We start from the raw sequence: 13,229 nt of genomic DNA, 5'->3' as shown, positions 1-13,229 counted from the left end.
AAGTTGAGATCTAATTTTATTAATGTCAAATTATTGAAAATAAGTATAAAAACTTATTCCAAATTTTGGAGTGTTAAGGCAGTATACAAACAATAAAAATAATGAAGCTTGTTTCTATTGTATACAGAAAATCTCGTTATTTTTACGCAGAAAATATGTGATTGGTATATATTATTGATCTTGACATTTTTGTTTACTATTTTACTTGTTTATTATCGTGCCATACACATCGTTGAAAAATTATATTCATAAAAATCAACACTATGTGTATTTATATTCGTTATGATCTAGGATTAGGTTTGAATGAAAAGTTTTAAAGTTGCCCTTGCTCAGTTTTCTCCGCATATTGGCAATATTGACTCAAACACCCAAAAGATGATTGAGCAAGCAAATCAGGCGAAAAAACAAGACGCTGACCTGATTATTTTTCCTGAGCTTTCTGTGATTGGTTATCCAGCTGAAGACTTATTGTTACGTCCAAATTTAAATAAACGTATGCAAAAAGCTTTTGCTCAACTTAGTGAAGTTAAAGATATTGTGATGGTTTTCGGCTTCGTAAACCAAACAGAAGACGGCCAACGTTATAATTCAGCTGCTGTCATGAAAGACGGTCAGGTTTTAGGTGTCTTCAATAAGCACAACTTGCCAAACTATGGCGTTTTTGATGAAAAACGTTATTTCCAAAAAGGCCATCAGCACTTGGTGTTTGAATACTTAGGCCATAAGTTTGGTGTACTTATTTGTGAAGATATCTGGTCAATCAATACAGTTAAACAATTAAGCCAATTAAATGTTGATACTGTACTTGTGCTTAATTCGTCGCCATATGAAGTGGGCAAACCACAGCATCGTATACAAACATTAAGTGAACTTGCAAAACAGCTTCATTTAAACATTGTTTATGTCAACCAAGTTGGTGGACAAGATGATTTAATTTTTGATGGTACAAGCTTCGTCAGCAACCAAAATGGTGAAATTGCTTTACAAGCTCCAAGCTTTAAAGAAGATCTCTACATTGCTGAATTTGACCGTGACACAAAACTCTATAAAGTTACCGAGTCTGCGCCTGCATTAGAAACTTTTGCAGAGATCTATCAAGGCTTAGTTATGGCAACGCGTGACTATGTAGAGCGTTCAGGTTTCCCTGGTGTGATCTTAGGTCTTTCTGGTGGTATTGACTCTGCCCTCACACTTGCAATTGCGGTTGATGCAATTGGTGCAGAAAAAGTACAAGCTGTAATGATGCCATATACTTACACTTCTCAAATTAGTGTAGAAGATGCAGCTGAACAAGCTCGTCGTATGGGCGTGACTTTCGGTATTGCTGAAATTCACTCAATCGTAAATAGCTTCATGCAAACGCTCTATCCGTTCTTTGGTAATTCACCAGCCGATGCAACTGAAGAAAATTTACAAGCACGTGCTCGTGGCACATTGCTTATGGGCTTATCTAACAAGTTTGGTAATTTAGTACTCGCTACTGGTAACAAGTCTGAACTTTCAGTTGGCTACTGTACGCTTTATGGCGATATGGTTGGTGGCTTTGCGGTTCTAAAAGATGTTTATAAAACTATCGTGTTTGAATTAGCAAAATACCGTAATAGCTTAAGTGAAACTCCGGTTATTCCTGAGCGTGTGATTACGCGACCACCTTCAGCAGAACTTCGTCCAGATCAAAAAGACCAAGATTCTTTACCAGCTTATGATGTATTGGATGCCATCCTTTACGCATACATTGAAGAAGATTTAGGTCAGGCCGACATTATTGCCAAAGGTTTTGATAAAGAAGTTGTTGAAAAAGTCATCCGTTTAGTTGATCGTAATGAATACAAACGTCGTCAAGGTGCGATTGGCCCGAGAATTACCTCTCGTGCATTTAGTCGCGAACGACGTTATCCGATTGTCAACGGTTGGACAGCGAATGACTGAGCAGAAAAACTCATCAAAAACTACAGCACTTGCTCAAGCACTTTTGCTTGAGCAGGTGGAATTTTTCAAAAAACAATTATCTATAGAAAACTCACCTATTTATTTCCAGCAGTTCATTCAGTTGTTTATGCAACATGCTGACGAAATTAAACTTCATGAAGTTGTAGATTTAGAACAATTACAAGCTGTTGTGAAACGTTATGCTTTTGAAATGCAGCTTGGTGCTGGCTTACTTGAGTTTATTGGGGAAATTGCACAGCGTATTTATTTATCTGCGATGAAATCTCCAATTCAGCTACAAGACTTGGTATCAGATCACCAGTTTGAAATGTGGCTTTCCAAGTTTTTGGAAATGGAACATATTCCTCACTATCTGAATGATTTTTTAAGAACCAGCCCCTCTGTACAGCAGCTTTGCCAATATATTGCCACTTCAACCTTAGAACAAAAATTACCAAAATTTTTAACTGCCGCTACAGTAAATGACTACCATTTTGAATGGCAACATAAACTCAAAAAATTCTCTTTTTTACAACAGCAACGTCTCGAACATAAACTTGAAACGTGGATTGCCAGTTTTATTCATGAACAACTTACAGAATTAAGCCTTTTATCGGCTGAAGATTTAGAAAGCCTAGTACGTCATGTCTGGGAAGACATTAGACATAAAAAAATGTATGAGTTTATGAAACAGCTCACTCCTCTCGATGTTGAGGAGTTCTTTGTTTTAATTTATGAGTACTGGAAAGAGCTACGCCAGTCGCAATTTATGCAAGATCTTATTTTGTATGGCGTCGAAGTCTTTTATGACTTTTATAAAGACCAAAGTCTATTTGAAGTGTTAAGTGAGATTGGTTTAACCGAAACCGATTTACAAACTGAAGCTTTACGTTTTTATCCGAAGGTTATGGATGCCTTTAATGAGCACGGTATTTTAGAACCATTACTTCAAGCGCTCTTAGCACCTTTTTATCAAAGCTCAAAAACACTCGATATGATTGAAAAACATTTTAATGAGTAAAAAATAGATAAAAAGAAACCACGCAGGAGCGTGGTTTTTAAAATGGTGGCTATGACGAGACTTGAACTTGTGACCCCCGCATTATGAGTGCGGTGCTCTAACCAACTGAGCTACATAGCCGTAAACTGTGTGCGCATTATCTATAGTTCTGTATAGCAGGTCAATACTTCAAAACTCTTTATGCCCACCAAATGAACAAATATGATTCAGATTACCATTATTTGTTTATTTTTTAGCAAATCCTTACTTTAAGCAATTGATCGGCCACAGAAATATATTAAAGATCTAATACTAGTTTTTTACCTTTGGCTCGCGATACACAAATCATCATGCTCTTTTGTGAAGCTTTTTCGGCATCACTTAAGTATTGATCGAAGTGTTCTGCTTCACCTTCTAAAATAGCAGTTTCACATGTACCACAAACCCCTTCTCGGCATAGACATTCCACGTCAATATTTAATGTCTCAATAGCTTGTAAAATAGTCTGGTTACTTTGTACTTCAATTTCCTGATTAGATTTAGCAAGTACCACCGTAAATGCTTCACCATCTTCTGGAACTGTTGAGGCAAATTGTTCCCAATGAATATATTCATCTCGGTAACGGTGCTTATTACAACAATCAATCACAGCATCAATCATAGGTTTAGGACCACATACATAGACATGCGTGCCTTTTGGCTGCGATGAAATGAGTTGATCTAAATTTAATGCGCAACCTTCTGAATCAACATAACTAAACACATGCTCAGCATGTTTCTGCTTTAACTCATCTAACAAAGCCGCATGTTCAGGTGAACGATAAGCATAATGTAGCTCAAAGTCTGCTCCACGTGCCGCCAGCTCATCCATTTGCGGTAAGAATGGTGTAATACCAATACCACCTGCAATTAAAATATGTTTATTGCCTGTTTCCGCTAATGGAAATAAATTTTTTGGTTCTGAAATCTGAATTTCACAGCCTTCATTACATTGATCATGCATGAAAACCGAACCGCCCTTACCTTCCACATCTTTACGAACACAGACTTGGTAAGTCGATAGGTCTTGCGTACAGCTCATCAATGAATAGGCATTGGAAAGTTGCTCATTCATTTTGACAATAATATGGCTTCCCCCACTAAATCGAGGAAAGTTCTGCCCATCTTGACGTTTGAACGTAAACCGTTTGATTAAAGGGGTTAGCTGTTCCACACGAGTAACAACTGCTGGGAACATTTCATAATGACTAGCCATATTAGAATCCTTCTTTTACCGCATATTCTTGTTGTTAGGGCTTATCCTTAAAGCCCTAAACACATGTATTTAATAGTCATGAATTCTTCAAGACCATATTTTGAACCTTCACGCCCAACACCTGATTGCTTCACACCGCCGAATGGTACAACTTCATTTGAAATTGCTGTTGCATTCATACCGACCATTCCATATTCAAGTTGTTCTGACACTCGCCATAAACGTGAAATATTTTCGCTGTAAACATAAGCAGCTAAACCAAAAATGGTGTCATTGGCTTGAGCAACAACATCTGCTTCATCTGTAAAGCGAATGAGCGGCGCAACTGGACCAAAAATTTCTTCTTGGACAATTTCCATCGTACGGTCAACATTAGTTAAAACCGATGGCTCATAAAAGGTTTGTCCTAAAGCATGTTGCTTACCGCCGCAAGCAACCTTAGCGCCTTTGCTCACTGCATCATCAATCAACTGCTGTGCTTTTAACACTGCTTTTTCATTAATTAATGGGCCAATTTGCACGCCATCTTCAAGTCCATTACCGACTTTAAATTTTTGTACTTCTTGAACAAACTTCTCGGCAAAAGCTTGATAAATATTGTCATGCACATAAATACGGTTAGCACAAACACAGGTCTGGCCTGCATTACGGAACTTGGCAAAAATCGCACCTTGTACAGCTTTATCTAAATCGGCGTCATCAAACACAATCAGAGGAGCATTTCCGCCTAACTCAAGCGCCAATTTTTTAATGGTACTTGAGCACTGCTGCATCAGTAGGCGTCCCACTGGAGTTGAGCCAGTGAAGGTCAGTTTTTTCACTTTTTCATGTGAAGTAAATACCGAACCAATTTCCTGAGATTTACCAGTAACGACGTTAATCACACCAGCTGGAACACCTGCTTTTTCTGCAAGTTTCGCAATCGCTAAAGCACAATAAGGCGTTTCATTCGCTGGCTTAATCACGACCGTACATCCAGCTGCTAAAGCCGGTGCTGCTTTACGGGTAATCATGGCAATTGGGAAATTCCAAGGTGTAATCGCAGCCACTACACCTACAGGTTCTTTACTAATAATAAAACGCTGCTGGTTATTTACGGTTGGAATCACATCACCATAAATACGCTTGCCTTCTTCGGCAAACCATTGAATAAATGAGGCAGCATAACGCACCTCACCTTTCGCTTCTGCTAAAGGCTTGCCTTGCTCAATAGTCATAATGAGAGCAAGTTCATCAGTATGATCGAGAACCAGTTTATGCCAAACCAATAAAATATCTGCACGGTTTTGAGCCGTTAAAGCTTTCCAACTTTGTAAAGCAGTATAAGCAGCTTCAACTGCTTGAGTCGCCTCAGCCGCTCCCATATTCGGAATTGTGCCAATTTCTTCGCCTGTTGCAGGGTTAGTCACTGGAACCGTTGCATTTGACTGTGCAGCTAGCCACCGCCCATTAATGTAGGCTTGTTGCTGAAATAATTCAGTACTTTGTAAACTCGACATATCATCTTCCTAACTGAAGAATCAGGTATAAGTCATCTTTACACCTGAATAAATCCATTTGTTTTATTTGTGATGCTGCGCTACAAGATGTTGGAAGTAAGCAATACCATGCTCACTAATTCCTGAACGTTGCTTGTCAGTCATAATACGACCTTGACCACGATAACCACGTGATTTCAAACCACGTTGTACACTTTCTACCAAGTTCAAATCTTCAGGACGGAATACATTGCGATACCACTCAATTAAGTCTTTCTGATCTTGAGTGAGTTCTTCGTTCGTGAAATAAATATCGTAATGCTGCAAAGTCGTTTCTGCATCTACAGGGAACTCATAGATGACAGTCATAAAATTGCTGCCCGGTGGTACGTTGAACATGGTACAAGGCCAAGTCCAGAAACCATGAAACTCAGGATCTGTTATCGATGGATCAAGTTTGAACGACTTTTCTGATGAACGCGCAAAACCGTACTGTAATGTCCAGTTTTGATGCGTTGTGTGCCAATATTTATCAACCTGTACTGAGTCAGCAAAGCCAGGATGTGCCGGACCACAGTGGTAACATTCCATGTAATTATCAACAATCACTTTCCAGTTTGCTGGCGTTTCTGTCACAAAACGTGCTGCCAATTTTAAATCTTTAATTACGCTACATGCTTGATTTAAACGCTCTGCAAAGCCCGGAAGTTGGTCTTCGACACAAGTTGCATTTTCATCCATATTAATGAAAATAAAACCAGCATATTCCTCAACTTTTAAAGGCACCATGCTTGAGTTTTCTTTATCGAAAGATTCAACGTGGTCACAGTTACGTGCCAAAGCCAAGCTACCGTCTAGCTTAAAAGTCCAAGCATGGTATGGGCAGGTAATTACATTTTTTGCTTTACCACTGCCACTTAAAAGCTCGTGACCACGATGCGGACACACATTATAAAACGCACGTAAAACGCTATCTTTACCACGAATTATGACAATATTTTCACCAATTACTTTACGGGTAATATAGTCATTCGGTTGTGCTAATTCACTGCCATGTGCAACACAAATCCAGCTTTTAGCAAAGATTGATTCTTTCTCGTGCTCAAAAACTTGTGATGAAGTATAGAAAACTTTAGGGAAAGTCCATGCAACATCTGGGTTTGCGCAAAAATCTTCAGGTAATTTTTCAACTGCACTCATGTTATTACTCCATTAAATTCTTTTCGTCCAAATGACTCGATATTAAATTGATGTCTTTTCGACACTGCCAAACATGCGACGTATCGCACTCAGCATGTTTTGATATAACTGTTGAACTTCTGGGCAGTCACGCATAAGACGTAAACTGCCATGTAATAAACCTTTGCCTAAATGGAACTCACTCGAAATTCCTGCTTGTTCCAATTTTTGGGTAAGGAAATAACCGTCATCACTTAAAGGGTCATACTCAGCAACTGCAACAAAACTGGCAGGCATATCTGAAAAGTCCGTTGCCAATAAAGGCGCTAGACGTAAATCCTGCCAATCTTGAGAGTTAGGTGCATATTCCTTTAAATAAAAATGCATATCTTCTGTCGTTAACGACGGCGCATGGGCATGCTTTTGTGCGGCTGGTGTATCAAGCGCTGTAGTTAAACACGGATAAACCAAAGCCAGTCCTTGAGCTTGCATACCACTATGCTGTAGATGCACTGCAAGGGCTGCTGCTAAATTACCGCCAGCACTATCCCCTGCTAGAACGATATTTTCACTATCGATTTGCCAAGTTGAACCATGCTTTTTAAGCCATTGATAAACTGCTAAACAATCTTCATAAGCTGCTGGAAAGCGGTGCTCCGGTGCCATGCGGTAATCTACGCTAATGACAACTGCATTTAAGTCCTGACACAAATAGCTGGTAATAAACTCATGTGAATCGAGCCCACCAACCATCCAACCGCCGCCATGTAGATACAACACACATGGCCAACCAGACTCAGGTCGATTTGTTTTTGGTAAATACACACGAACAGGAACTTGATGCTCATCATTTGCAACAAAGTGATCTTCTACTGCAATCTTGCCATCACGTGGCAAAGTGTAGTGTCGGCACATCGCGTCATAAGCCGCACGGACTGAGTCAATATCGGTATCTGCTGGTGAATAAATGCTGTTCCAATACACAAGGCTTTGCATTTCTTCACTTAAGGCATAAGTGGTCTGTTCATATGTCGTCATTACCGTTCCCTCTAGCTGGTTTTTCTATCCAGTTTGATTGAGCTTGCAAGCTCAAGCTGCATCCGTTTTGCATGTTCATCTTGAGACTGGTTTAAACCAATTTCCGAATCATCATAACCTTGTTGCTCAATTAAATGCGATGGGACTTTGGCATAATCCTGAATCAACCATTTCACTAAGCCATAGGTTTGAATCAGAATAATCACGATGAATGGTAAAGCCGTCACAATCGTCGCTGTTTTCATGGTGTCTAAAGGTGCTTTACTAAAGATCATGGCAATTGGAACTAAAGTCAGCATGACACACCAGAACAAACGGGCATTTGGCGATGGGTCTTGTCCTTCACTTAAACCACGTGTACATGTTGCTGAAACCGCATACCCGACTGCATCCATATGCGCTGCTAAGAACACCACCATAATGCCGAGGAAAATCCACATCATGAGTTTTCCGGCTGGTAACAGGCTAAGTAATTGGCCAATCGCAACCTCACCACCTTGTTGGCTTAAGATTTGCGGTACATTCACAGCTCCATGAATAAAGCTATAAACACTGTAGTTTTCGAACACACCAAAGATGAACCAAAGACCGACACTACCGCCAATTACCATGGCAAAGATGACTTCTTTAATCGTACGGCCTTTAGAAACACGTGTTACAAAGAGTGCTACACCCGGCGCATATGAAATCCACCATAACCAGTAGAAAACAGTCCATTCACGAGTAAACTTGCCATCACCCATTGGGTCAGTAAACAAACTCATATCAACAAAGTTGGTTGCCATTAACCCGAAACTCATTAATGAGTTATTCAAAATGAATTGAGTCGGACCAAAGCACAGTACATAAATCGCAAATAACACCACGCCTAAACACACCATGTGGCTTAAACGCTGCATGCCCTTGTCCATACCTACATACGAACTGAGTGCGAACAGAACCGAAACACCCAAAATAATGATGACCTTAGTCATAAAGGTATTTGGGATACCTGTGAGCTGCGACAAAATATTGGTAAATGTCACGGCGGTAAGTACTAGCGAAATGGTCAATGCACCAAACATACAAAGCAAGAACATAAGGTCAACTAAACGTCCAACCACGCCAGTTGATTTAAAGCCTGTTACCGCTTCAATCACGGAAGCCAAACTCAACCCTTTGTTTTTTCTCACATGGTAGCTGTAGCACAAAGAAATTGATGCCAATGCATAAATTGCCCAAGCACTTAAGCCAGAGTGAAAAAATGAGTAAGCCACACTATATTTCAATGCTTCTGCTGACTCAGGCGGTAGGCTCAAACCCGGAGTTTGATAATAGTAAGCCCAGTCCAAAAAGCCCCAGTACAGTGTAGAAGACCCAATACCCGACAAGATGAACATAAAAATCCATGACATCGTGGTGTATTGCGGTTTCCCTTCACCTAGTTTGATTTTTCCGTATTTACTAAAGGCCAAACCAAAAGTAAAAATGATAGCTAAAAAAGCAAACAGTAATACTGGGGTTGTAAATACCGATGTCGTCCACTGCATCCATGTTGCAGCAATCTTGATCGACTCTTGCGAATAAATTGCTAAACCAGCAACTGAAATAAATACAAACAGTAAGCTGGTTACGGCAAGAACTTTATCCGTATAAATTTTTGTGTTTTGATTATCCATATCCATACATCCATTTTTGGATGGCGTTATTCCATAGCGAACACGTCCATTTTAGTTTGGGCTACACCTGATGCAATTGCATCTCCTACCTCATAAGTTTTTGCATGACCGCCAATATCGGCTGTTTTTGGCCCATTAATTAAGACATTCTCAATCGCCTGCATAATGTCCTGACCTGCTTGAATGCAGCGCTCGTCTTCTTCACCAAAGAATTCGAACATCATGGCACCTGACCAAATCGCAGCGATTGGGTTGGCAATTTGTTTACCGTAAATATCTGGTGCTGAACCATGTACAGGTTCAAACAATGATGGGAATTTTCTTTCTGGGTTTAAATTTGCCGAAGCAGCCAAGCCGATGGTTCCTGTACATGCAGGGCCTAAATCGGAAAGAATGTCGCCAAATAAGTTCGATGCCACAACCACATCAAAACGTTCAGGTTGTAAAACAAAACGAGCCGCTAAAATATCAACGTGCTGTTTATCAGCCTGAATTTGTGGATATTGTTTTGCCATAGCGTCAACGCGTTCATCCCAGTACGGCATACTGACCGCAATACCATTTGATTTGGTCGCTGCAGTAATTTTTTTCGCATCACGTTGATTTGCAAACTCAAATGCATAACGCAAAATTCGGTCTACACCATGACGTGTAAATACTGCTTCTTGTAAAACAAACTCTCGGTCTGTTCCTTCAAAAGCTTTACCGCCAATGGCTGAGTACTCACCTTCACTGTTTTCACGAACCACGTAAAAATCGATATCGCCCGGTTTTTTCCCTACTAATGGACATTTCACACCTGGCATTAAGCGCACTGGACGTAAATTCACATATTGGTCAAAACCACGACGGAACTGGAGCAGCGAACCCCAAAGCGAGATATGGTCAGGCACTTTATCTGGCCAGCCTACAGCGCCAAAATAAATTGCATCGTAGCCCTGCAAAGTTTCAAACCAGTCATCCGGCATCATTTTGCCGTGCTCAAGGTAATAATCGCAGCTTGCCCAATCGAAAGCATCTAACTGAAGCTCAATGCCATGCTTCTCTGCTGCTGCCTTTACAACCTTAATGCCTTCTGGTAGAACTTCTAAACCAATGCCATCGCCTGCAATCGTGGCAACTTTATATCTTTTTGCCATAAGCTTCCTTCACACCTTCGACTAATATCCTTGTATGGCTTAAACATGATGTTTTAAGCAAAAATGATCAATAACGGAACTATCACTCCAATGGACACGGATCGTGAATAATCTACCTAACCTATCGGATTTAAAGGTTTTTTGCACAGTCGCCAAACTAAAAAGTTTTGTCGAATCTGCTGAAGAACTCGGAACATCGCCAGCTTTTATTAGCAAGCGAATTAATATTTTAGAAAACACCTTAAGCTGCAAACTTTTTCATCGCAGTACACGTCACGTTAGCCTGACGGAAGATGGCAAACTTATTATTGAGAGAGTTTCAAATATTCTTGAGGAATTTGATGAAGTTTGTGAATTGGTCAATAACCCACTCAGTACACCTACGGGTCGTATGGATATTATTAGTAGCTTTGGTTTTGGCAGAAAGCATATCGCACCTATTCTGTCTAAATTAATGATGCTTTATCCAAAGCTTCAGATTCATTTTGACACCATCGACAATACCAAAGACCTGATTCAACACAGTATTGATTTAGACATCAGAATTGGTAATGAAATTGCACCCAATATGATTGCAAAGAAGTTAGCATCTAATTTCCGAATTTTATGTGCGGCACCGAGTTATTTACTTAAACACGGCGTACCAGACAGCATTGAAGATTTGCAAACACATGATTGTTTGACGATTAGTGAGCGTGATCAATCGTCTGTATTATGGAAATTTAGACATGCTTCTGAAGATGTATCAGTGCATATCAAACCTCGTTTCGTTTCTAATAACGGTGAGATTATTCATCAGCTTGCCATAGAAGGACACGGCATTATTTTCCGGTCAATTTGGGATGTTGCAGATGAACTCATTACAGGCCAACTTCAACATATTTTGCCTGAATATTGGCAAGATGCAGACGTCTGGGCAGTTTATCCGTCGCGACTCAAAAGCTCGTCTAAATTACAAACTTGCATTTTGTTCATTCAAAATGAATTACTTAATCGATTGCAACATGTACAAAACCTAAACCGTGGACAACTCATTTCACCAGCCGTCAAAAGAGAACCACCACCTGAAAAAGTTTTTCTATAAAAAAAGCCCTAAGTGAGCCTATTCACTTAGGGCGGTAGTTTGCTTTTAAATTTTAGAAATAATATCCAATTGAAAGATAAAACAGTTTATCCCAGTCATTACTACTACCTTGTGCAAGGCCATTTGCCCCACCACCTACCATTGGGTCATTCTTGCTCATAATATATTCACCCTGAATACCAATAGCTTTGTAATTAAAATAAACCCCTGCAATTAAACGTTCAGAGTCTTTATAACCATCCTCATCTTTGAAAAAGCAACTATGGGAGATATAAGGCTTAATATTGGTAAGTTGATGGAATGGCTGAGAAAAGGTGTAATTAATCTCATTGACCAAATATTTACCTTTATTGGCGACTTGATATGGATAGTCGAATGCACCAATCGTTGAACTATTTGGAAATAAATCATCCCCATTGGTGACATCTTGCTTACCTGCCAAGAACATCCATTGCCATGCTTGATATTGGGTTTGAGCAAAAACGTTCCATGACTTACGATGTCCATCTATGTTTGTTCTTTTATTTTCTAAATCAGAGTACCAAAACGAACCACCCAATTCTGTTGAAAAATTTTGAGCTTTATCAATTTCAAATTTTCTAGATGCTCGACCAATCCACATATTTTTTTCTTCAATATTAGTGCCATTCGACAAGTCATCAGCTTCAACAAAATTTCCGCTATATCGACTTGAGTCTTTTGATGTCCCCTTATAATTGCCTCCATCAGTTGGATAGAAACCTAAGGTCAAATTGTATTTGTCATCTGCAAATTTATATTTAATACCTAAATTATCAATATCTTCTAAACCAACGGTATTTAAAAGCGTCTCGTAATAACTACTTCCCCAAAATTCTCCAAAACCAAAATCAACAGGTTGTAAACCTGCCGTGATTCTCTGCTGGTCAGATAACTTATAACCTACCCATGCTTTTTTTAGAAAAATTGCATCGCATAAGCGATCATATTGATAACAACGAGCATCCGCCCCTGCAATCCAATCTGGATTTTCGTAACCCAACACTAATTTAATATCTGTGAGTCGCCAGTCATCATTTTGAGAACCTTCATTCGCCCCAACCACATAGTCCTTATGTAAATAGCGGGAACGTACCGCGCCAGATACTTTAAATTGACCCGAATCTAAAGTTGGATCTCCCCAACTCAAATCAGCCGCAGAGACTTGTACTCCCGCAGATAAACTCAGAATTCCTAAAAATAATAATGACCTTTTCATGTCTTCAACATCCTTGTTAAGTGTTATAAGAACATGAAGAAATTGAGTTAGACAAACAATGCCAGAACTATAAAGTCGGTCTTTACAAACTGTGTTTAATCAAAAAATGAGCATAAAAAAAGACCACGCAGGAGCGTGGTCTGTAAAATGGTGGCTATGACGAGACTTGAACTTGTGACCCCCGCATTATGAGTGCGGTGCTCTAACCAACTGAGCTACATAGCCGTAAACT

The 13,229-nt window shown here is 39.7% G+C and carries 10 protein-coding genes and 2 tRNA genes; 3 read left to right on the top strand and 9 right to left on the bottom strand.

The genetic code is table 11. The features are described 5' to 3' along the window. Positions 1 to 303: 303 nt before the first annotated feature. Positions 304 to 1,929, top strand: a complete 1,626-nt coding sequence (locus tag ACH63V_RS12125) for an NAD+ synthase (RefSeq protein WP_311070451.1) — start codon at positions 304 to 306, stop codon at positions 1,927 to 1,929. Continuing rightward, positions 1,922 to 2,950 carry a hypothetical protein gene (locus ACH63V_RS12120; protein ID WP_396463619.1) on the top strand — a complete coding sequence of 343 codons (1,029 nt, stop codon included), beginning with the start codon at positions 1,922 to 1,924 and terminating at the stop codon, positions 2,948 to 2,950. The genes ACH63V_RS12125 and ACH63V_RS12120 overlap by 8 nt, the downstream gene beginning before the upstream one ends. 43 nt (positions 2,951 to 2,993) lie before the next feature. On the opposite strand, the gene ACH63V_RS12115 is transcribed toward ACH63V_RS12120, so the two are convergent. The 7 genes from ACH63V_RS12115 to ACH63V_RS12085 all read right to left on the bottom strand — a co-directional run bounded on the left by ACH63V_RS12115 (position 2,994) and on the right by ACH63V_RS12085 (position 10,676). Then, positions 2,994 to 3,070 (bottom strand) — tRNA-Met (locus ACH63V_RS12115). Positions 3,071 to 3,227: 157 nt separating this feature from the next. After that, complete coding sequence (gene cntB, locus ACH63V_RS12110) at positions 3,228 to 4,184, bottom strand: carnitine monooxygenase, reductase subunit CntB (protein WP_396463618.1); 957 nt, start codon at positions 4,182 to 4,184, stop codon at positions 3,228 to 3,230. A 47-nt stretch (positions 4,185 to 4,231) separates the two neighbouring features. Then, positions 4,232 to 5,683, bottom strand: a complete 1,452-nt coding sequence (locus ACH63V_RS12105) for an NAD-dependent succinate-semialdehyde dehydrogenase (protein ID WP_396463617.1) — start codon at positions 5,681 to 5,683, stop codon at positions 4,232 to 4,234. A gap of 63 nt (positions 5,684 to 5,746) precedes the next feature. After that, positions 5,747 to 6,862, bottom strand: coding sequence for a carnitine monooxygenase subunit alpha (cntA, locus tag ACH63V_RS12100; protein ID WP_396463616.1), 1,116 nt, complete (start codon positions 6,860 to 6,862; stop codon positions 5,747 to 5,749). A 42-nt stretch (positions 6,863 to 6,904) separates the two neighbouring features. After that, positions 6,905 to 7,879 carry an alpha/beta hydrolase fold domain-containing protein gene (locus tag ACH63V_RS12095; RefSeq protein WP_396463615.1) on the bottom strand — a complete coding sequence of 325 codons (975 nt, stop codon included), beginning with the start codon at positions 7,877 to 7,879 and terminating at the stop codon, positions 6,905 to 6,907. A gap of 11 nt (positions 7,880 to 7,890) precedes the next feature. Beyond that, positions 7,891 to 9,543, bottom strand: a complete 1,653-nt coding sequence (locus ACH63V_RS12090; RefSeq protein WP_202724699.1) for a BCCT family carnitine transporter — start codon at positions 9,541 to 9,543, stop codon at positions 7,891 to 7,893. 20 nt (positions 9,544 to 9,563) lie between these two features. Further along, positions 9,564 to 10,676 carry a tartrate dehydrogenase gene (locus ACH63V_RS12085; protein WP_396463614.1) on the bottom strand — a complete coding sequence of 371 codons (1,113 nt, stop codon included), beginning with the start codon at positions 10,674 to 10,676 and terminating at the stop codon, positions 9,564 to 9,566. 103 nt (positions 10,677 to 10,779) lie between these two features. Between ACH63V_RS12085 and ACH63V_RS12080 the strand changes: the two genes are divergently transcribed. Further along, positions 10,780 to 11,760: a LysR family transcriptional regulator gene (locus ACH63V_RS12080; protein ID WP_396463613.1), complete on the top strand. Its 981-nt coding sequence runs from the start codon at positions 10,780 to 10,782 to the stop codon at positions 11,758 to 11,760. A 52-nt stretch (positions 11,761 to 11,812) separates the two neighbouring features. Here the strand turns inward: ACH63V_RS12080 and ACH63V_RS12075 are convergent, their stop codons facing one another. Further along, positions 11,813 to 12,997, bottom strand: coding sequence for a porin (locus ACH63V_RS12075; RefSeq protein WP_396463612.1), 1,185 nt, complete (start codon positions 12,995 to 12,997; stop codon positions 11,813 to 11,815). A gap of 148 nt (positions 12,998 to 13,145) precedes the next feature. After that, a tRNA-Met gene (locus ACH63V_RS12070) sits at positions 13,146 to 13,222 on the bottom strand. Positions 13,223 to 13,229: the final 7 nt, after the last annotated feature.

Source organism: Acinetobacter sp. ABJ-A23_2 (genome assembly GCF_044538765.1).
Lineage (GTDB): Bacteria > Pseudomonadota > Gammaproteobacteria > Pseudomonadales > Moraxellaceae > Acinetobacter > Acinetobacter nosocomialis_A.
The sequence above is the reverse complement of the archived record's forward strand: the minus strand, read 5'-3'. Positions and strand labels throughout refer to the sequence as shown.

Bases quoted from the DNA above. Each gene is read 5' to 3' on its own strand.
- ACH63V_RS12125 (WP_311070451.1), top strand. From the start codon at position 304: ATGAAAAGTTTTAAAGTTGCCCTTGCTCAGTTTTCTCCGCATATTGGC.
- ACH63V_RS12120 (WP_396463619.1), top strand. From the start codon at position 1,922: ATGACTGAGCAGAAAAACTCATCAAAAACTACAGCACTTGCTCAAGCA.
- cntB (WP_396463618.1), bottom strand. From the start codon at position 4,184: ATGGCTAGTCATTATGAAATGTTCCCAGCAGTTGTTACTCGTGTGGAA.
- ACH63V_RS12105 (WP_396463617.1), bottom strand. From the start codon at position 5,683: ATGTCGAGTTTACAAAGTACTGAATTATTTCAGCAACAAGCCTACATT.
- cntA (WP_396463616.1), bottom strand. From the start codon at position 6,862: ATGAGTGCAGTTGAAAAATTACCTGAAGATTTTTGCGCAAACCCAGAT.
- ACH63V_RS12095 (WP_396463615.1), bottom strand. From the start codon at position 7,879: ATGACGACATATGAACAGACCACTTATGCCTTAAGTGAAGAAATGCAA.
- ACH63V_RS12090 (WP_202724699.1), bottom strand. From the start codon at position 9,543: ATGGATATGGATAATCAAAACACAAAAATTTATACGGATAAAGTTCTT.
- ACH63V_RS12085 (WP_396463614.1), bottom strand. From the start codon at position 10,676: ATGGCAAAAAGATATAAAGTTGCCACGATTGCAGGCGATGGCATTGGT.
- ACH63V_RS12075 (WP_396463612.1), bottom strand. From the start codon at position 12,997: ATGAAAAGGTCATTATTATTTTTAGGAATTCTGAGTTTATCTGCGGGA.